This is a genomic window from Streptoalloteichus hindustanus, assembly GCF_900129375.1.
GTDB lineage: Bacteria > Actinomycetota > Actinomycetes > Mycobacteriales > Pseudonocardiaceae > Streptoalloteichus > Streptoalloteichus hindustanus.
The window spans coordinates 162,813-181,994 of record NZ_FQVN01000003.1 but is presented as its reverse complement, the minus strand read 5'-3'; the positions used below and the strand labels follow the sequence as shown (position 1 = coordinate 181,994).

Annotated in this window: 13 protein-coding genes; 11 read left to right on the top strand and 2 right to left on the bottom strand. The window is 75.0% G+C overall.

Features of this window, described 5'->3' with window-relative positions:
• The first annotated feature begins 119 nt into the window (after nt 1-119).
• The 5 genes from dacB to BUE43_RS09985 all read left to right on the top strand — a co-directional run bounded on the left by dacB (nt 120) and on the right by BUE43_RS09985 (nt 5,604).
• On the top strand, nt 120-1,787 hold the full coding sequence (gene dacB / locus BUE43_RS10005) for a D-alanyl-D-alanine carboxypeptidase/D-alanyl-D-alanine endopeptidase (protein ID WP_083959541.1): 1,668 nt from the start codon (nt 120-122) through the stop codon (nt 1,785-1,787).
• Nucleotides 1,788-1,924: 137 nt separating this feature from the next.
• Nucleotides 1,925-3,283 (top strand): ABC transporter substrate-binding protein, encoded by a 1,359-nt coding sequence (locus BUE43_RS10000; RefSeq protein ID WP_073481343.1) that lies wholly within the window; start codon nt 1,925-1,927, stop codon nt 3,281-3,283.
• Complete coding sequence (locus BUE43_RS09995) at nt 3,280-4,188, top strand: carbohydrate ABC transporter permease (protein ID WP_073481341.1); 909 nt, start codon at nt 3,280-3,282, stop codon at nt 4,186-4,188. The genes BUE43_RS10000 and BUE43_RS09995 overlap by 4 nt, the downstream gene beginning before the upstream one ends.
• Nucleotides 4,185-5,090 carry a carbohydrate ABC transporter permease gene (locus tag BUE43_RS09990; RefSeq protein ID WP_234995640.1) on the top strand — a complete coding sequence of 302 codons (906 nt, stop codon included), beginning with the start codon at nt 4,185-4,187 and terminating at the stop codon, nt 5,088-5,090. The genes BUE43_RS09995 and BUE43_RS09990 overlap by 4 nt, the downstream gene beginning before the upstream one ends.
• A gap of 31 nt (nt 5,091-5,121) precedes the next feature.
• Nucleotides 5,122-5,604: a hypothetical protein gene (locus BUE43_RS09985; RefSeq protein WP_073481337.1), complete on the top strand. Its 483-nt coding sequence runs from the start codon at nt 5,122-5,124 to the stop codon at nt 5,602-5,604.
• 54 nt (nt 5,605-5,658) lie between these two features.
• Here the strand turns inward: BUE43_RS09985 and BUE43_RS09980 are convergent, their stop codons facing one another.
• Entirely contained in the window at nt 5,659-8,007 is a 2,349-nt protein-coding gene (locus BUE43_RS09980) for a SulP family inorganic anion transporter (protein ID WP_083959615.1), read from the bottom strand.
• 1,130 nt (nt 8,008-9,137) lie between these two features.
• Between BUE43_RS09980 and BUE43_RS09970 the strand changes: the two genes are divergently transcribed.
• The 3 genes from BUE43_RS09970 to BUE43_RS09960 all read left to right on the top strand — a co-directional run bounded on the left by BUE43_RS09970 (nt 9,138) and on the right by BUE43_RS09960 (nt 13,284).
• On the top strand, nt 9,138-11,387 hold the full coding sequence (locus BUE43_RS09970; RefSeq protein WP_073481333.1) for a phosphatidylglycerol lysyltransferase domain-containing protein: 2,250 nt from the start codon (nt 9,138-9,140) through the stop codon (nt 11,385-11,387).
• 145 nt (nt 11,388-11,532) lie between these two features.
• Nucleotides 11,533-12,216, top strand: a complete 684-nt coding sequence (locus BUE43_RS09965; protein ID WP_073481332.1) for a DedA family protein — start codon at nt 11,533-11,535, stop codon at nt 12,214-12,216.
• Between the two features lie 285 nt (nt 12,217-12,501).
• Nucleotides 12,502-13,284 carry a maleylpyruvate isomerase family mycothiol-dependent enzyme gene (locus BUE43_RS09960; protein ID WP_073481330.1) on the top strand — a complete coding sequence of 261 codons (783 nt, stop codon included), beginning with the start codon at nt 12,502-12,504 and terminating at the stop codon, nt 13,282-13,284.
• 72 nt (nt 13,285-13,356) lie between these two features.
• On the opposite strand, the gene BUE43_RS09955 is transcribed toward BUE43_RS09960, so the two are convergent.
• On the bottom strand, nt 13,357-13,986 hold the full coding sequence (locus BUE43_RS09955) for an SACE_7040 family transcriptional regulator (RefSeq protein WP_073481328.1): 630 nt from the start codon (nt 13,984-13,986) through the stop codon (nt 13,357-13,359).
• Nucleotides 13,987-14,284: 298 nt separating this feature from the next.
• Here BUE43_RS09955 and BUE43_RS09950 point away from each other — a divergent pair, with 298 nt between their 5' ends.
• The 3 genes from BUE43_RS09950 to BUE43_RS09940 are packed head-to-tail and all read left to right on the top strand — an operon-like array spanning nt 14,285 to nt 19,046.
• The gene (locus tag BUE43_RS09950) at nt 14,285-15,898 is read left to right on the top strand and encodes a carboxyl transferase domain-containing protein (RefSeq protein WP_073481326.1); all 1,614 of its coding nucleotides are present in this window, start codon (nt 14,285-14,287) and stop codon (nt 15,896-15,898) included.
• Nucleotides 15,899-15,903: 5 nt separating this feature from the next.
• Nucleotides 15,904-17,883: an acetyl-CoA carboxylase biotin carboxylase subunit gene (locus tag BUE43_RS09945; protein WP_073481323.1), complete on the top strand. Its 1,980-nt coding sequence runs from the start codon at nt 15,904-15,906 to the stop codon at nt 17,881-17,883.
• Between the two features lie 2 nt (nt 17,884-17,885).
• Nucleotides 17,886-19,046 (top strand): acyl-CoA dehydrogenase family protein, encoded by a 1,161-nt coding sequence (locus BUE43_RS09940; RefSeq protein WP_234995639.1) that lies wholly within the window; start codon nt 17,886-17,888, stop codon nt 19,044-19,046.
• Nucleotides 19,047-19,182: the final 136 nt, after the last annotated feature.

The following is a 19,182-nucleotide window of genomic DNA, read 5'->3' as shown; positions in this document are numbered from 1 at the left end:
TGTTTGTTGCCGTAACAACATGATCCGTTGACCCTGCTGATCTTGCCTGACTACGCTCCGCCGGTTCCCGCCGGAACGCGAGTCCGTGTCCACGACCGTTTGGCTGTCGGAGGAATGCCATGTCCAGCCGATCGAAGCCCCCTCGGGAGGCCCGCTCCCGGTCGACTCTCCCGAGAACGCGCAGACGAGCGCTGCTTTCCGTTGCCCTGAGCGGACTCCTGCTCGGCACCGGGGTCGCCGCGGTCAACGTCCTGTCCGCGAGCGACGCGGTCGCCGAGCCCGTCGGCCGGGCCGCCCTCGTCGCCGACCTCGACCGGATCCTGACCGACCCCCGGATGCGGGGCGGGCGGAGCAGCGTCGTGGTCCGCGACGCCGCCAACGGCGAGGTGCTCTACGACCGCGGTGGCGGCGACCGCCTGGCGCCGGGGTCGAACGCGAAGCTGCTCACGGCGGCCGCGGCCCTGGAGGCGCTCGGCCCCGACTACCGCTTCACCACCAGCGTCCTCGCCGCCGGCCAGCGGCGCGGGGAGTTCCTGGACGGCGACCTCTACCTCCACGGCACCGGCGACCCCACGGTGCTCGCCGCCGACTACGAGCGGCTGGCCGGCCAGGTGGCCGACTCCGGCATCCGCGTCGTGCGCCGGCTCGTCGCGGACGACTCCTGGTTCGACCGCACCCGCCTCGGCACCGGCTGGGCGTGGGACGACGAGCCCTACTACTTCTCGGCGCAGATCTCCGCGCTCACCGTGTCGCCGAACACCACCTACGACGCCGGCACCGTGTCGGTCAACGTGAAGCCGGGCGCCGCGGGCGGTCCGGCCGTGGTGGAGGTCGACCCGCCGACCGGGCACGTCCGGATCGACAACCGCGCGACGACGGGCGCGGCCGGGTCGGGCGCGGCGGTCTCGGTGGAGCGGGAGCACGGGGGCAACACGATCGTCGTGTCCGGGTCCGTGCCGGCCGGTGGCCAGCCGGTGGCGGAGCTGAGCAGCGTCTGGGAGCCGACGGGCTACGCCGCCGACGTGTTCCGCCGGGCGCTCGCCGCGCGCGGGGTGCGGATCATCGACCGCACCACCGGGCAGGGCGCGGCCCCGGCGTCGGCGACCCGGGTGGCCGAGCGCCAGTCGATCCCGCTGTCCGAGTTGCTGGTGCCCTTCCTGAAGCTGAGCAACAACGGGCACGCCGAGACGCTGGTCAAGGCGATGGGCCGGGCCGTGCACGGCGTCGGGAGCTGGGACGCGGGGCTGCGCGTGGTCCGGGACAAGCTCGCCGGTCTGGGCGTGGACGCCGGCACCTACCAGGTCTTCGACGGCTCCGGCCTGTCCCGGATGGACCTGGTCGGCGCCCAGCAGTTCGCCGGTTTCCTGGTGGCCGCGCGGAACCGGCCGTGGTTCGGCGCGTTCGAGGCCGCCCTGCCGGTCGCCGGCAAGCCCGACCGGCTGGTCGGCGGCACGCTGCGCAACCGGATGCGGGGCACGCCCGCCGAGGGCAACCTGCGGGCCAAGACCGGGTCGATGACCTCGGTCAGCGCGCTGTCCGGCTACGTCACCGCGGCCGACGGCCGCCCGCTGGCGTTCTCCGCCGTGTTCAACAACTTCGTGGTGTCCTCCACGAAGCCCCTGGAGGACGCGCTGGCGGTCCGGCTGGCCAGCTTCCGGGGCGACGAGGACCGGCGGGTCGCGCGGAGCCCGGAGCAGCTCGCGCCGCGGTCGGCGCCGCAGGCGGACCGGCCGACGACCCGGATCGACGAGTCCGCGCTGGAGTGCACCTGGGCCGGGGCCTGCTGACCCCGCTGCGCCCGCATCACCCCGCCGGTGGGTGGCCCCACCCACCGGCGGGGGTGAACCCGGTCCACCGATAGGAGGCGGTTGGTTAAACCCCGCCCCGTGGGGAACACGATCTCCACGGGCGGAGGGAGGGGCGGATGCGGCCACGGGCGGCGCTCCCGCCGCTGCTGGTGGTGGTGCTGGTGCTCACCGGCTGCGGCGGCCTCGGCGCGCACCGGGCCGAGGTCCGCACCGGGTTCGCCGACGAGCCGGCCGGTCCGCTGAGCACGATGGGCTACAGCCTGCCGGACGAGGTGGCCAGGGTCCGGGTCGACCGGTTCCGGCAGCGGTACCCGGCGGTGGACCTGCGGCTGAACGAGGGCGCCTTCGACGAGCAGCAGTTCCTGTCCGCGCTGGCCGGCGGGAACCCGCCGGACCTGGTCTACCTCGACCGCGCCGACCTGCCGAGCTACGCCGCGCGCGGCGCGTTGCTGCCGCTGGACGAGTGCTTCGCGGTCACCGGCCTCGACCTCGCCGAGTTCCGCCCGGCCGCCGCCGCGCAGGTGCGGTACCGGGGCCGCCCGTTCGGCGTGCCGGAGTTCTTCGTCGTCCGCCTGGTGATGGTCAACCGCGCGGTGTTGGCCGAGGCCGGGATCGACCTGGCCGGGTTCGACACCGCCGACTGGGGCCGGCTGGCCGGGTGGGCGCGGGCCATGACCCGGGCGGACGGCTCGCGCCTGCTGCGGTTGGGCGTCGACCCGAAGATCCCCGACTTCTTCCCGCTGTGGGTGCGCGCGGCCGGCGGTGAGCTGCTCGCCGCGGACGGCCGGACCGCGCGGCTGGACTCGCCGGAGGCCGTCGAGGCGCTGGAGCTGGCCAGGCGGATCGTGGACCAGGCCGGCGGCCAGGGCGTGGTGCAGGCCTTCCGCGACGGCTGGGACCTGTTCGGGGCGCGCAACCCCTTCGCCGCCGGGCAGCTCGGCGCGTCGCCGATGGAGGACTGGTACCTCAACGTGCTCGCGCAGAACTCGCCCACCGCGCCGGTGGCCGTGCTGCCGTTCGTCGACCGGGACCACCGCCCGCTGTCCTGGGCCACCGGCCTGGCCTGGGCGATCCCCCAGGGCGCCCGCAACCGCGCCGCCGCCTGCCGGATGGTGCGCGAGATGACCACGCCGGACGCGTGGGTGGCGGCGGCCACGGCCAAGCGGGACGCCAGGCTGGCGCGGAACCTGCCCTACACCGGCACCTACACCGCCCACGTCGTCGCCGACGAGCGGGTCAGGGCCGAGGTGCTGCGGCCGACGGGCATCGGCTGGCTCGACGAGGGGATCGCGGTCATCGAGCGGGCGCAGGGCGTGGCGTTCGCGCTGCCCGCCTCGCCGGCCGGCGCGGAGGTCAAACGGGCGTGGGAGGACGCCGCGACCCGGGCGTTGGGCGGGCGGGCCAGCCCGGCCGACGCGCTGCGCGAGGCGCAGCAGCGGGCGACGGCGGCTCTGGCGCGGGCGGGCGCGCGATGAGCCGCCGGTCGGCGCTCCGCCGCGCCGAGGCCCGCGCGGCGCTGGGCTTCCTGTCGCCGTGGCTGGTGGGTTTCGCCGTGTTCACGGCGGGGCCGCTGCTGGCCAGCCTGTGGCTGTCGTTCACGTCCTACGACGCGATCGGCGAGCCGCGCTGGGTCGGCGCGGACAACTACCGGGAGCTGGCGCGCGACCCGCTGGTGCTGAAGAGCCTGGGCAACACGCTGTTCTACACCGTGCTGCACGTGCCGCTGACCATGGCGCTGGCGCTGGGCCTGGCGTCGCTGCTCGTCGCCGCCGGCCGGTGGGGCCCGCTGTTCCGCACGGTGTTCTACGTCCCGGCGGTCACCCCGCCGGTAGCCGTGGGAGTGCTGTTCCTGTTGCTGCTCAACGGGCAGAGCGGCCTGGTGAACCGGGCGCTCAGACTGTTCGGAGTGGACGGTCCACAGTGGACCAGCGATCCCGCGTGGATCAAGCCGGGCATCGTGCTGATGGGCCTGTGGAGCTTCGGCACCACGCTGGTGATCTACTACGCGGCGCTGCGGAACGTGCCGGAGCAGCTCTACGAGGCGGCCCGGCTGGACGGGGCGAACGCCTGGCAGCGGTTCCGGCACGTGACGCTGCCGATGATCAGCGGCGCGCTGTTCTTCACCCTGGTCGTGAACACCATCGCCTCGTTCCAGGTGTTCGCCGAGGTCTACACGATGTACTTCGGCACGGCGCGCACCTCGGCCGGCGCCGAGGAGGGGCTGTTCTACGTCGTCTACCTGTTCCGCCAGGCGTTCGAGTTCCTGGACATGGGCTACGCCTCGGCGTTGGCCTGGTTGCTGTTCCTGGTGATCCTGCTCGTCACGCTCGCGCAGGTCCGCCTCTCCCGGCGCTTCGTGCACTACGAGGGGAGGCGGTGACCGTGGCGGCGGTGACGGGCGCGGAGCGCCCTCCTCCGGCCGCGGCGCGGGTCAGCGGGCGTCGACCTGGCGGGCGTCGACGCGGCGGCGGCGGTGTGGTGGCCGTCGCGGCGCTCGCGGTGCTCGCCGTGGTCTTCACCTACCCCCTGGTGTGGATGGTCGGCGCCTCGCTGAAACCCCGCGCGGAGGTGTTCGACGGCTCGCCGTGGCCCAGCACCTTCGTGTGGCACAACTACGTCACCGTCTTCCGCGAGATCCCGTTGCTCACCTGGTTGCTGAACACGGGAGCGGTCGCGGCGGCGGCCGCGGTGACCGTGACCGCGAGCAGCGCCCTGGTGGCCTTCGCCTTCGCGTTCCTCCGCTTCCCCGGCCGGGAGCTCCTCTTCGGGCTCGTGCTCGCCACGATGATGCTGCCGGCCGCCGTCACGCTGATCCCCACCTACGCGATCTGGGAGGCCATGGGGCTCACCGGGACGCAGGTCCCGCTGTGGGCCGGCAACCTGTTCGGCTCGGCCTTCTACGTCTTCCTGTTGCGGCAGTTCTTCCTGACGCTGCCGCCGGAGCTGCTCGACGCCGGCCGGGTGGACGGCCTGGGCCACCTCGGCCTGTTCCGGCACGTCGTGCTGCCGCTGAGCCGGCCGGCCCTGGTGATCAGCCTGGTGTTCGAGCTCAGGGCGAGCTGGACCGACCTGCTCAAGCCGCTGGTCTACCTGCAGGAGCCGCACCTGTTCACCCTGCCGAGGGGGTTGAAGGTGGTGCTCGACCGGTTCGGCCAGGGCGGGGAGATGCGGTGGGACCTGGTGCTGGCGGCCAACGTGCTGGCGACCGTGCCCATGGTGCTGTTGTTCTTCGCGGCCCAGCGGTACTTCGTCCAGGGCATCGCCACCACCGGGAGCAGGTAGCGGCCCTGTCAGGGGAGCGAGGTGGTCGGCGATGACCGCGGGAGAGCGCCGGCACGGACCGGCCGACCTGCCCAGGGTGCTCGGCGCCGCGCTGGGCTTCGGGTACCTGGTGCTGGGGGTGAGCGGGCTGGCCTCGGCGGTGGGGGTCGGCGCGGTGGTGGCCGGGCGGCCGGTGGGAACGGGCGTCCACCTCGCCCAGATCGGCCTGGGGCTGCTGCGCTTCGTCGTCCTGCGCGGCCCCGCCGGCGTGCGGGTGTTCGGACTGGCGGTCCTCGCCGCGCACGCGGTGCTCGTCACCGCCATCGCCGGCATGGTGCGCCTGCCCTTCGGCGACCACCTCGACCTCGGGTGGCCGGGCAACGCCACCTACCTCGCCGGCGTCCTGGTCGGGCTGCTCCTGGTCGTCGGCGGTCGGCGGGCGGCCGCCGACGACCGGGACCGGGTCCGGGTCCGGGTCCGAGTTCGGGACCGGGACCGGGGACCGGCGCGCCGACGGCGGCCCCGCCGCGCGTGAGGCACCGCGTGTGAGGGCCGGTGCGGTGCCGGGCGGCACCGCACCGGCCGACTGTCACGAGGTGGCCAGGTCCTCCACCGGGGCGAGCGCCCCGGTGTCCTGGTCGACGAGGTAGACGCGGGCCTCCGAGATGTCGAAGTACATCCCGATCAGGCCCAGCCGCCCGTCCTCGACCGCCCGCCGCACGACGGGGTAGGTGCGCAGGTTGTCGAGCTGCTGCACCACGTTCGCGACGCACAGCCGCTCCAGCCTCGGCCGCTCCGCGGCCCCGGCGCCGCGCACCGGCGGCAACCCGTTGTCGTGGAAGCGGATCAGGCTCGGCTGGGCGTGGCGCAGCCAGCCCGCGAGGTGCGAGTCGCCGGGCGGGGGACCGCCGAGCACGGCCTTCATCGCCCCGCAGTCGGAGTGCCCGCACACGACGAGGGTGGTCACCCCGAGGACGTCCACCGCGTACTCGACGGCGGCGCCCACGGAGTCGTCCCCGTCGTCCGCCCTGGGCACCAGGTTGCCGATGTTGCGCACGCAGAACAGGTCGCCCGGCCCGCTCGTCGTGATGAGGTTCGGCACGACGCGCGAGTCCGCGCAGGTGAGGAACAGCTGCGTGGGGCGTTGGCGGGCGGCCAACTCGGCGAGGAACGGGCGCACCAGCGGCGCGCACCGGCGCTCGAACTCGTGCAGGCCCAGGAGCATCGGGTCGGGGCCGTTCCGCTCGGGGCCGTTCCGCTCGGGCGGCGCGGCGGCGGCCGACGGCTCCTCGTGCAGGCGTTGCCAGTGCGACCAGGGCGCGAACCAGCGCGGCGACAGGTCGGGCAGCGACCGCCGCTGCTCGGGGCGGCCCCTGGCGGCCCGCTCGTACCAGGTGTCCTGCACCTCCTCGACCACGACCAGGCCACCCCGCCTCGTGTAGCCCAGCCGCCACTCGTGCAGCGCCTCGAACGCCGCGTGGTCCATGAAGTCGACGTGCGGCTCCACCAGCACCCGCCGCCCGTCGGGAATCCGCCGCAGTTCGCGGACCAGGCGGCCGACGGAGAGGAACACCAGCGACCCCCGCAGCACCAGGCGCCAGCCCTGGTCGCCGTGGTCCTCCGCGCGGATGGTGGTGTGCGTGAGCCGGTACAGGGCGAGCAGGACGGCGACCGCGATGCCCAGCAGCACGCCCTTCATCAGGTCCAGCAGCACCACGCCGAGGAACGTCGTGGCGTAGACGGCGAACTCGCGGTGCCGCCACAGCAGCCGCATGTGCGCGAGGTTGACCAGCCGCACGCCGATGACCACGAGCACCGCGGCGAGCGCGCTGAGCGGGATCCGCTCCAGCAGCGAGGTCAGCGTGACCACGAACAACGTGATCCACAGCCCGTGCAGGATCGCGGACATCCTGGTGCGCGCGCCGGCGTTGACGTTGGCGGAGCTGCGCACGATCACGCCGGTGACGGGCAGGCCGCCGAGCGCGCCGACGGCCAGGTTGGCCGCGCCCTGCGCGACCAGCTCGCGGTCCAGGTCGGCGCGGGGGCCGTCGTGCAGCCGGTCCACCGCCACGGCCGACAGCAGGGACTCGACGCTGGCGACCGCGGCGATCGTGAGCACCGCGACGACGATCGCGGTCGGCGGCGCGTCCGGCAGCTCCGGCCGGGTGAGCCCGGACAACAGGTCGTCGGGCAGCGCCACCCGCGGCAGGTCGAGGTCGAGCGCCGCCGCGAGGACCGTCGCGGTGGCCACGGCGGCCAGCGGGGCGGGCACCGCCGCCACCACGGGCAGCCGGGGCCACACCAGCATCAGGACGATCGTCACCGCGCCCACCAGCGCCGCCGCGTCGTGGTGGCCGACGAGCTGGGCCGGCAGGTCCCGCAGGTTCGCCAGCACCGAGCTCTGCGGCTGCCCGCCCAGCACGATGTGCAGCTGGCTCACCGCGATCACCGCGCCGATGCCGGCGAGCATGCCGTGCACCACGGCCGGCGACAGCGACAGCGCGGCGCGGCCCACCCTGGTCACGCCGAGCAGGAGCTGCACGAGGCCGGCCACCGCCGTGATGCCGGCCGTGGCCGCCCAGCCGAAGCGCGTCACCAGGTCGGCGACCACCACGGTGAGCCCGGCGGCCGGCCCGGTCACCTGGAGCGGCGCGCCGCCCAGCGCGCCGGCCACCACGCCGCCGACCGCGGCCGAGAGCAGGCCCGCCATCAGCGGCGCGCCCGAGGCGGCCGCGATGCCGAGCGACAGCGGCACCGCCACGAGGAAGACCACCAGGGAGGACGGCAGGTCGTGGCGCAGGTTCGCCAGCAGGTGCGCGGCCAGCCGGGGGCCGGGCGGGCTGCCGTCGCCGGGGGCGGCGGACGGCGGGGACGCGGTGGGCGGGCCGGCGGTGCTGTGGTGCTCCGCGCGGTCGCGGGGGCGGCGGGGGGTGGTCATGGCGGCCTCCATCCGGAAGTGGGGTCGGTCGACCGCGGGCCGCCGGGGTGGCGGTCCGAGGCCGGGTCGGGGCGTGGTGGGCGTCCCCGCCGCGGGCGACGCGGCGAGGCGCGGGGTCGAGGGGCGCCGGGCGGCGGAGGGGGCGCGCTCGCCCGGTCAGCGAACGGCGGGGGACACCGTGGTCGCGGGCCGCGGCAGGGGTGGCCGGGCCGGGTGGGACGGGTTCGGGTCGCCTCGCCGGGGGAGGTTGCCGTGCGCGGCGCCCGGTCTGCCGCTGCCGCGGCCGACGGCCGGGTGCGGGTGGGGGCGAGCCGCGGACGGCGGGGGGCGGTGCGGTCTCGTCAGGCCGGGCCGACGGGTCGGACGCCGGGTCGGCCGGGCGGGCGCCACCCGGTTCCGGGTGCCGTGGTCCGGCTCGGGGTTCTGCCCGGCCGCGGCGCGGAGCGCTGTCGTGGCGGCCATCGGACACCTCCGGGTCGGGCGCGGTCGGCGCTGTGCTGGTCCAGCGCTGGCTGGTCGGTGCCGGACCGCCCGGGTCGCGCTGTCTGGACGGGACTGTCCGGACTGGACTGTCCGGTTCGGACAGTCGGGTTGACGGGCTGGGCGGCTGGCCCGGTTCGGCAACCTGGTTCGGCAACCTGGTTCGGCGGCTTGGTCGGCGGCTGGACTGGACTGGCGCGCGCCGGGGTCGGGCGGCGGGTCGGCGGTGGCCCCTGGTCGGGACCGGCCGGGTCGGTCGTGCGCTGCGGGTGTTCGTCCGCGTGGCCAGCTGGCGGCGTGGCCGGCGCGGGGGCGAACGCGGCGGGTGCCCGCTCCTGTCCCGCACAGGTAATGACGTCTTTACTCAATCTTTGCGGCGGTATGGGAAGTCCTCCCGCTGAGATCAGCCACTTGGGTGGGTACTTTCACCCCCGCTTGGCGTGGTTCTGGACCCTCCGTCACTGGCTGTGGTGGTCCACTCGCCCGTGGCCCATCGGCCGGGCATGCCTCGCCCATCGGTCGGTTCGGGCTGGCCGATCGGCTGATGTCAGGGTGATCGGGCTCCGCTGTCCTGGTCAGGGACGACCGGCGCGCGACAGGTGGCTCTCGCCGACCGGTGGACACCGAATCCGGGGAGAGTGGGGGCGACCATGCACGCGACGGAGCGCGCGCGGGACACGGGCGGGGCGGGCCGAACGCGATGGCCGCGGGGCGTCGCGGTGGCGCCCCGGCTGGCCGCCGGCGGCGTGGGCGCGGCGGGCGTGCTGTCCCTGGCGCTGTCCCCGGCGCTCGGGCTCTGGTCGGCGGTGACCGCCACCGCGCTGATCCCCCTGGGCTGGGTCCTGCGCCGCCGGCTGCGCGCAGGGCACCTCGCCGCGACCGCGGCTGGCGCCGCCGTCGCCACCGCGCTGCTCGTCACGGGGCGCCCGCTGCTCGCCGCCGCCGTCGCGGCCCTCACCGCCGTCCTGGCCGCGTGCTGGCGCGCCTTCCCGGCTGTCCCGCGCCCGGGGGACCGGCCGCTCCCGAGTTCCCCGTCCCGGCGCGAGCTCCGCGACTGCCCGGACTCCCTGGGGTACTTCACGACCCGCGACGACCGGACCCTGCTGCGCGCCGGGGACGCCGGCGAGGCCGCCGTGTCCGCGCGGCCGGTGGGCTCGGTCCTGCTGGCCAGCGGCGACCCGCTCGGCGACCCGACGGCCTGGCCGGCGGCGGTGCGCGAGCTGCGGGCCGAGGCGCTGCGCCAGGGCCGGGTCCCGGCGGTGATCGGCGCCGGCGCCCGCGCCGCGGCGGCCTACCGGAGGGCCGGCTTCCTGCCCCTGTACTTCGGCTGCGAGGCCGTGCTCGACCTGACCTCGTTCAGCACCGAGGGCCGGACGCTGCGCATCGCCCGGCAGAGCTGGCGCCGGGCGCAGCGGGCGGGCTACACCGCCGAGGTGCGGCGCGTCGGCGACCTCACCCCGGCCGACCGAGCGGAGCTGGCCGAGGTGTCGGCCGACTGGCGGGGCGACGCCGCCGAGCGGGGCTTCTCCATGGCGCTGTCGCGGCTGTTCGACCCGCGCGACCCCGACTGCCTGGTCGTGCTCGGCCGCGGGGCCGACGGCCGGGTGCACGGGTTCCTGCACCTGGTGCCGTGGGCCGCGGACGGGATGAGCCTGGACGTGATGCGCCGGCTGCGCGAGGCTCCGGCGATCCTCAACGACTTCCTGGTGGTGGAGGCCGCCCTGCGGCTCGCGGCCACCGGCCTGCGGCGGCTCTCGCTGAACTTCGCCGTGCAGCGCCGCTCGCTGGCCGGCGAGGCGAGGGGCCCGTGGGGCCGGTTGTGGCGGACGGTGGTGCTCACGGCGTCCCGGTGGGCGCAGATCCAGTCGCTGTACCGGTTCAACCGGAAGTTCGGGCCGAGCTGGGCACCCCGCTACGTCCTGCTGGAGTCCCGGCTCGACCTGGTGCGGGTGGGGCTGGCGATGGCGCGGGTCGAGGGCTTCCTGGTGCGGCCGCGGGCCCGCCACCTCAGGGCGGGCCTGCGGCGGGCGGCGACGTTCGTGGCCGGCGCCGTGACCGGCGCGGTGGCCCGGCACCTCGGCCCGGTCCGCGACCGGCTGGCCGGCTCCGGCCGCCTGGCCGCGCTGCGCCGCCTCCCGGTCACCACCGTCACGCTGGTCACCACCACCGTCGGCGGGCTGCTCGGCGTGCTGCCGTGGACCGGGCCGGCGGCGCGGTGGGCGACCCAGTACCGGGGCGACGACCTGGTGCGCGACACCTGGTGGCGGCTGTTCACCAGCCCGTTCGGCGCCTACCACCTCCTCCACGTCGGGTGGGTGGTGTTCACCGTCGTGTTCGTGGTGGCGGTGCTGGAGGCCACGGCCGGCGCGCGCTCCGCGCTCCTCGCCCTGCTCGTCGGCCACTTCGTGCCGACCCTGCTCGCCTTCGCCGTGTCGTGGTCGCTGGGGCTGGCCGACTGGCTCGCCAGGGCCGACTACGGCCCCTCGGCCGCGGTCGCCGGCGCGTGCGGGGCGTTGGTCGTGTCGCTGCGCCGGCGCGGGTTCGCCGTGGTGATCGGGCTGGTGCTCGTCGGCGACCTGGTCTACAGCGACGGACTCACCGCCAGCGAGCACTGGGCGGCCGCGGGCCTCGGCGCGCTGCTGGCGTGGGCGCTGGCGCGGCGTGCCCGTCCGGAGCCCGCCGAGGAGCCGACGACGGTCCCGGAGCCGTCCACGCCGGCTGTGCCGGCCACGTCCTCCGCGCCCCCTGTGCCCCCTGTGCCGCCCGTGCTGTCCGGGGTACCCGAGGGAACCGCGACCGCCCCGCGCGAGTCGGAGCACGTGGCCCGCGTCCGGGCCAGGAGGGTCGTGACCGCGGGCTCGCGGCGCGCGCCCGTCCCGTCCGGCAACGCCCCCCGATGACCCCTGGTCCGTTCGGGGGCGGATATCAGACCTCAGGTGGATGACCGGGGGTCCCGGGAGCCGATCCGGGCGCACCGGGCGGACCGCTACCTTGACGCACAGACCGCGGACGGCAGCCGGCCAGCCGCGCAGGAGGAGGAACTTCGTGGCACTGCTGACCGACGCCCTGGAGCATCTGGCCGAGCTGCCCAAGCCCGCGGTCATCGCTGCGGCCGGCGCCCTGGCCTTCGGGGAGTGCACGCTCGGCCTGGGCTTCCTGGTGCCCGGTGAGGCCGGCCTGCTGATCGCGTCCACCGCGGTCACCGACCGCCCGACCTTCGTGATCATGGCCCTGGTCGTCGCGGTGTGCGCCGCGCTGGGCGACTCGGTGGGCTACTACCTCGGCCACCGGTTCGGGCCGAGGATGCGGGAGAGCCGGGTGGTGCGCAAGCTCGGCCAGCACCACTGGGACCGGGCGGGCGAGCTGCTCCGCAAGCACGGCGCGCGCGCGGTGTTCTTCGCCCGCTTCCTGCCCGTGGTGCGCACGCTGACCCCGGCGGCGGCCGGCACGTCCGGACTGCCCTACCGGAAGTTCCTCCCGGCCTCGCTGCTCGGCGCCATCGGCTGGTCCTGCCTGCACATCGGGATCGGGGCGGCCTTCGGCGCCTCGGCCAAGGCCATCGAGAAGGTCCTGGGCCGGGCGAGCTGGATCCTGATCGCGGTCCTGGTCCTGGTCGTGGCCATCGTGGTGCTCGTGAAGCGGCGTCGGGCGGCTCGGGCAGCGGCCGCCGGCACCAGCACCGGCACCGGCTCTGGCGAGGCGCGCGAGCTGGAGCCCTCCGGCAACTGAGAAACACCGGTTCCGCCCGCTCCGGTCGCGGTGCGGGCGCGCTCGTCAGGCGGGGCGGAGGACCACCAGGTCCTCCGCCCCGCCGTCGTGTCCGGCTCCTGCCGTTGGTCGGCCTGTGATGCGACGACCCCGGGAATTCACCTGGGAGTTCTCGGACGGTGTTCGCGCTGGCAGGCCCGTCGGACGGGGGACGGCGTGGGCGCCGGTGGCGGGGGACGGCCGGCGGCTCGTCACCCGCGTCGGGCAAACTCGATCAGGACCGGAGATCACGACCTGGGGGTTGTCATGACGTTCAGCGCGGACCGCTACTACGCGGAGCTCAAGGGCGAGGGCGCGCGCTTCGCCGAGACCATCGACGGCGCCGACCACGGGGTCGCCGTCCCCACCTGTCCCGAGTGGACGCTGGCGCAGCTGGCCGAGCACGTCGGGCAGGCCCACCGCTGGGCGCGGACGATCGTGGCCACGCGCGCCACCGAGATGCCGTCCCGCGACGCCGTTCCGGACGCCGCGCTCCCCGAGGGCCCGGCCGAGCGGGACGCGTGGCTGCGAGCCGGCGCGGCGGATCTCGTGGCCGTGATCCGGGAGGCGGGTCCCGACGCCGCCGTCTGGAACTTCTCGGACGACCCGCGGGCGATCTTCTGGGCGCGGCGGATGACGCACGAGACCCTGGTGCACCGGGCGGACGCCGCGCTCGCCCTCGGACGGCCGTTCCAGGTCGACGTGGCGGTCGCCGCGGACGGGCTGGACGAGTGGTTCTCCCTGGTGTCCCTGCCGGCGATGCTGGCGCGCCGCCCGGCGGTGCGGTCCGAGCGCCCCCAGTCGCTCCGCTTCGAGGTGACCGACGCGGACGGGGACGGCCCCCGCCGGTGGCTGCTGAACCGCGGCCAGGACGGGGTGCGCATGGAGCGCGACGGCGCCGCCGAGGCCCAGGCCGACGTGGTGGTCCGCGGCCCGGCGAAGGAGCTGCTGCTGGTCGTCCTGCGGCGGCTTCCGGTGGGCGCCCCGGGCGTCGAGGTCACAGGCGACGGGTCCGTCCTCGACGACTGGTTGGCGAACAGCGCGTTCTGACGTCCGGCAGGTTCTCCGCGCTCCCGCCGCGGCGTGGGGCGCGGGGAGCCGCCCGGCGACCGGCGCCGGGGCTCAGGCGGACGTGGTGAGCCCGGTGAGCGCGCCGGGGCCGGTGAGCGCGGCCAGCGCCATGCGGTGCAGCAGGACGGCCATCGCATCCCGGTCCAGGTGCTTGCTGTGCGGGGTCGAGTTCAGCAGGCCGAACACCGCGTGCGCCGCCGCCCTGGCGGTGGGCTCGTCGGTGGCCGGCACGACCTCGCGGATCACCTCCACCCACACCTCGACGTACTGGCGCTGGAGCGCGCGCACCCGCCGCCGGTCGTCCTCGGCGAGGTTCGCCAGGTCCCGCTCGTGCACCGTGATCAACGCCTGGTTGTCGAGGGCGAAGTCGACGTGCCAGCGCACCAGCTCGGTCAGCGCCTCGGCCGGCGCGTCGGCCAGCTCGACCCGCCGCAGCCCGCCGGCGAGCAGCTTCTCGCTGATCGCGACGAGCATCTCGCCGAGCATGGCGTCCTTGCTGCGGAAGTGCCGGTACAGGCCGGGGCCGGAGATGCCGACGGCCGAGCCGATGTCGTCGATGCCCACGCCGTGGAAGCCGCGGAGGGCGAACAGCTCCGCGGCGGCGGCCAGGATCTGCTCCCGGCGGGTGGGCTTGGGCTGCCCGGAGGGGGCCGCTTCGGCAGCGGTCGGCTGTCGGGTCACCCCGCCATGCTAACCAGGCGTTAGCCGCCGTTAACCCACTCCCACCTGGTGGAAGTGGCCTCCACCACCCTCGAACGCCTCCTGGCCGCGCGATCGGGGAGCGGCCGGCGGGCGGCGTTCACTCGGGTGGTTCGCACGACCGCGTGGTCCGGCACGCGGGGCGCCCTCACCGGTCGGGTCCTCCCCACTCCCGAGGGGTGGACGACGCGGTTAGTGGACGTTAACATCAGCTCACGTTAACGACCGCTAACAGATGTCGCCGTCGAAGGCGCCCCGACCAGGGAGTCGCGACCACGTGATGGATGCGCCAGTCCTGCGCAGCTCGGCCGACCCGAGCGCCGAGAGCTTCCTGCGGCACGCCGAGGAGCACGCCGCGCTCGTCGCCGACCTGCGCGAGAACCTCGCCGCCGCCCGGCTCGGCGGCCCGGAGCGGGCCCGCCAGCGCCACGTCGAGCGGGGCAAGCTGCTGCCGAGGGACCGCGTCGACGCCCTGGTCGACCCGGGATCGCCCTTCCTCGAACTGTCCCCGCTGGCCGCCCACGAGATGTACCAGGGGGATGCGCCGGCCGCCGGGATCATCACCGGCGTCGGCCGGATCGCCGGCCGCGAGTGCGTCGTGGTCGCCAACGACGCGACGGTCAAGGGTGGCACGTACTACCCGATGACCGTGAAGAAGCACCTGCGGGCGCAGGAAGTCGCGCTGCACAACAACCTGCCGTGCGTCTACCTCGTCGACTCCGGCGGCGCCTTCCTGCCCAAGCAGGACGAGGTCTTCCCGGACCGCGAGCACTTCGGGCGCATCTTCTACAACCAGGCCACGATGTCCGCCCGCGGCATCCCGCAGATCGCCGCCGTGCTGGGCTCCTGCACCGCCGGCGGCGCCTACGTCCCGGCGATGAGCGACGAGGCGGTGATCGTCCGTGACCAGGGCACGATCTTCCTGGGCGGCCCGCCCCTGGTGAAGGCCGCCACCGGCGAGGTGGTCACGGCCGAGGAGCTGGGCGGCGGCGCGCTGCACTCGCGCACCTCCGGCGTCACCGACCACCTGGCCGAGGACGACGCGCACGCCCTGCAGATCGTCCGCTCGATCGTCGGCACGCTCGGGCCGCGCGCCGCCCGGCCGTGGGACGTCGAGCCGGTCGAGGAGCCGGCGGTCGACCCGGACGAGCTCTACGGGGTCGTGCCCACCGACTCCCGCACGCCCTACGACGTCCGCGAGGTCATCGCGCGGATCGTGGACGGCTCGCGGTTCCAGGAGTTCAAGCGGGAGTACGGCACGACCCTGGTCACCGGCTTCGCCCGCATCCACGGCCACCCGGTCGGGATCGTCGCCAACAACGGCATCCTGTTCGGCGAGTCGGCCGTGAAGGGCGCGCACTTCATCGAGCTGTGCGACCAGCGGTCGGTGCCGCTGGTGTTCCTGCAGAACATCACCGGGTTCATGGTGGGCCGGGAGTACGAGGCCGGCGGCATCGCCAAGCACGGCGCGAAGATGGTGACCGCGGTGGCCTGCGCCCGCGTCCCCAAGTTCACGGTCGTCATCGGCGGGTCCTTCGGCGCCGGCAACTACTCGATGTGCGGCCGGGCCTACTCGCCCCGGTTCCTGTGGATGTGGCCCAACGCCCGGATCTCGGTGATGGGCGGGGAGCAGGCGGCCTCGGTGCTCGCCACCGTCCGCCGCGACCAGCTTGAGGCGCGCGGCGAGGAGTGGCCGACCGAGGCGGAGGAGGAGTTCCGCCGGCCCATCCGCGAGCAGTACGAGCACCAGGGCCATCCCTACTACTCCACCGCGCGGCTGTGGGACGACGGGGTCATCGACCCGAAGGACACCCGCACGGTGCTCGGCCTGGCGCTCTCGGTCTCGGCCAACGCGCCGCTGGAGCCGGTCAGCTACGGCGTCTTCCGGATGTGAGGGGCATGTTCGACACCGTTCTCGTGGCCAACCGCGGCGAGATCGCCGTCCGCGTCATCGCCACCCTGCGACGCATGGGCGTCCGGTCCGTCGCCGTCTACAGCGACGCCGACGCCGGAGCGCGGCACGTCCGGGAGGCCGACACCGCCGTGCGGCTCGGCCCGGCCGCCGCGCGGGAGAGTTACCTGTCGATCGAGCGGATTCTCGACGCGGCAAGGGTTTCCGGCGCACAGGCCGTGCACCCCGGGTACGGCTTCCTCGCCGAGAACGCGGCCTTCGCCCGCGCCTGCGCGGACGCCGGGCTGGTGTTCGTCGGCCCGCCGGCCGAGGCGATCGAGGCCATGGGCGACAAGATCCGCGCCAAGCGGACGGTCAGCGCGGCCGGCGTCCCGGTCGTGCCCGGCCGCAGCGAGCCGGGACTCTCCGACGCCGACCTGGTCGAGGCGGCCGGGGAGGTCGGTTTTCCCGTGCTGCTCAAGCCGTCCGCCGGTGGCGGGGGCAAGGGCATGCGGCTGGTGACCGAGGCCGACCAGCTCGCCGACGCGATCGCCGGCGCCCGGCGCGAGTCCGCCGCCGCGTTCGGCGACGACACGCTGCTCCTGGAGCGGTTCGTGCTCAACCCCCGGCACATCGAGGTCCAGGTGATGGCCGACGCGCACGGCAACGTCGTGCACCTGGGCGAGCGCGAGTGCAGCCTGCAGCGCCGGCACCAGAAGATCGTCGAGGAGGCGCCGTCGCCGCTGGTCGACGAGCGCACCCGGGCGCGGATGGGCGCCTCGGCCGTGGAGGCGGCGCGCTCGGTCGGCTACGTCGGCGCGGGCACCGTCGAGTACATCGTCAGCGCGGACGCGCCGGACACGTACTACTTCATGGAGATGAACACCCGGCTCCAGGTCGAGCACCCGGTGACCGAACTGGTGACCGGGCTCGACCTGGTGGAGCTCCAGCTCCGGGTCGCCGCCGGCGAGCCGCTTCCCCTGGCGCAGGACGACGTCCGGCTGGTGGGCCACGCGGTCGAGGCGCGGATCTACGCCGAGGACCCGGCCAGGAACTTCCTGCCCACCGGCGGCACGGTGCTCGCGCTGCGCGAGCCGGCCGGGGTGCGGGTGGACTCCGGCCTGGTCGAGGGCCAGCGGGTGGGCAGCGACTACGACCCGATGCTGGCCAAGTACGTCGCGCACGGCGCCACTCGCGCGGAGGCTCTGCGCCGGCTGCGGGATGCCTTGTCCCGCGCGGAGATCCTGGGCGTCACGACCAACATCCCGTTCCTGCGCGCGTTGCTCGGCGACGAGGACGTGGTGGCCGGCCGGTTGGACACCGGCCTGGTCGAGCGTCGGCTCGACGCGCTCGTCCAGGACGACCTCCCGCACGAGGTGCTCGTCGCGGCCGCGTTGGAGCGGGCGTTGGCGCTGGAGCCCGGCGGGTCGGTCGTGGACCCGTGGGACGTGCCGGGCGGCTGGCGGATCGGCGAGCCGGCGTGGGCGACCTGGCGCATCGAGACGGCGGAGCGCCCCGCGGTGGAGGTGCGGGTGCGCGGGCGCGCCGCCGACGCCGAGGTGGCCGTCGGCGACGGGGAACCGGAGCCGGCCAGCGCCCGGTGGCAGGGCGGCGACCTCGTCCTCACCCACCGCGGCCGCACCCGGCGCTACGCATGCGCCAGGGACGGCGAGGTCACCTGGCTCGGCGCCGACGGACACGCCTGGGCGCTGACCGAGACCGAGCGGCTGGCCGCGGCCCGGCACGAGGCGGCGGCGGCCGGCGGCCCGGTGACCAGCCCGATGCCCGGCACCGTGCTCGTGGTGAAGGTCGCCGCCGGCGACGCCGTGGTCGCCGGGCAGCCGCTGCTCATCGTGGAGGCGATGAAGATGGAGCACACCATCACCGCGCCCGTCGACGGCGTCGTCTCCGAACTGCACGCGCGGGCCGGTCAGTCGGTCGGCCTGGGCCAACCCCTGGCAGTCGTCGCCCCCCACGAGGAGGCGTGAGCATGGGAGCAACCATGGACCACCGCCTGAGCGAGGAGCACGAGGCGCTCCGCAAGACCGTCGAGGAGTTCGCGCGCCAGGAGGTGGCGCCGGTCATCGGCGAGTTCTACGAACGCGACGAGTTCCCCTACGAGATCGTGCGCAAGATGGGCGCGATGGGCCTGTTCGGGCTGCCGTTCCCGGAGGAGTTCGGCGGGATGGGCGGCGACTACTTCGCGCTGTGCCTGGCGCTGGAGGAACTGGCCAGGGTGGACTCGTCGGTGGCGATCACCCTGGAGGCCGGGGTGTCGCTCGGCGCGATGCCCGTGTACCGGTACGGCACCGACGAGCAGCGGCGGGAGTGGCTGCCCGCGCTGTGCGCGGGGGAGCGGCTGGCCGCGTTCGGGTTGACCGAGCCGGGGAGCGGCTCGGACGCCGGGGGCATGCGCACCACGGCCCGGCTCGACGGCGACGAGTGGGTCATCAACGGCACCAAGGCGTTCATCACCAACTCCGGCACGGACATCACGTCCATGGTCACCGTCGCCTGCGTGACCGGGCGGGCCGAGGACGGTCGGCCGGAGTACTCCTCGATCATCGTGCCGGCCGGCACCCCCGGCTTCACCGTGTCCAAGAAGTACTCCAAGGTCGGCTGGAACGCCTCCGACACCAGGGAGCTGTCCTTCGCGGACTGCCGCGTCCCCGCCGGGAACCTGCTCGGCGAGCGGGGTCGGGGCTACGCGCAGTTCCTGCGGACGCTCGACGAGGGCCGGGTGGCCATCGCGGCGCTGTCGGTCGGCCTGGCGCAGGGCTGCGTGGACGAGTCCCTGCGCTACGCGGGGGAGCGCGAGGCGTTCGGCCACCGGATCGGCGAGTACCAGGCCATCCAGTTCAAGATCGCCGACATGGAGGTGCGCGCGCACACCGCGCGGCTGGCCTACCACCACGCGGCGGCCAAGATGCTGCGCGGCGAGCCGTTCAAGAAGGAGGCCGCGATCGCCAAGCTGGTCGCCTCCAACGCGGCCATGGACAACGCCAGGGACGCCACGCAGATCTTCGGCGGCTACGGCTTCATGAACGAGTACCCGGTCGGCCGGTTCTACCGGGACGCCAAGATCCTGGAGATCGGGGAGGGCACCAGCGAGGTGCAGCGCATGCTGATCGCCCGCCAGCTCGGCCTCTAGGCCGGACGGCCGTCGGCCCGTCGGCGCCGCGCGTTCCGCCGGAGCGCGCGGCGCTCCCGCCGTGTCGGTGGGAGATCTGCGACCGATCCGCGTCGTGGTGGTAGAAAACGGGGGCGACGATCTTGTGCCCGGCCCC

Excerpts from the sequence above, each read along its gene's own strand:
- dacB (WP_083959541.1), top strand. The coding sequence starts at position 120 with ATGTCCAGCCGATCGAAGCCCCCTCGGGAGGCCCGCTCCCGGTCGACT.
- BUE43_RS10000 (WP_073481343.1), top strand. The coding sequence starts at position 1,925 with ATGCGGCCACGGGCGGCGCTCCCGCCGCTGCTGGTGGTGGTGCTGGTG.
- BUE43_RS09995 (WP_073481341.1), top strand. The coding sequence starts at position 3,280 with ATGAGCCGCCGGTCGGCGCTCCGCCGCGCCGAGGCCCGCGCGGCGCTG.
- BUE43_RS09985 (WP_073481337.1), top strand. The coding sequence starts at position 5,122 with ATGACCGCGGGAGAGCGCCGGCACGGACCGGCCGACCTGCCCAGGGTG.
- BUE43_RS09980 (WP_083959615.1), bottom strand. The coding sequence starts at position 8,007 with ATGACCACCCCCCGCCGCCCCCGCGACCGCGCGGAGCACCACAGCACC.
- BUE43_RS09970 (WP_073481333.1), top strand. The coding sequence starts at position 9,138 with ATGCACGCGACGGAGCGCGCGCGGGACACGGGCGGGGCGGGCCGAACG.
- BUE43_RS09960 (WP_073481330.1), top strand. The coding sequence starts at position 12,502 with ATGACGTTCAGCGCGGACCGCTACTACGCGGAGCTCAAGGGCGAGGGC.
- BUE43_RS09950 (WP_073481326.1), top strand. The coding sequence starts at position 14,285 with ATGGATGCGCCAGTCCTGCGCAGCTCGGCCGACCCGAGCGCCGAGAGC.
- BUE43_RS09945 (WP_073481323.1), top strand. The coding sequence starts at position 15,904 with ATGTTCGACACCGTTCTCGTGGCCAACCGCGGCGAGATCGCCGTCCGC.
- BUE43_RS09940 (WP_234995639.1), top strand. The coding sequence starts at position 17,886 with ATGGGAGCAACCATGGACCACCGCCTGAGCGAGGAGCACGAGGCGCTC.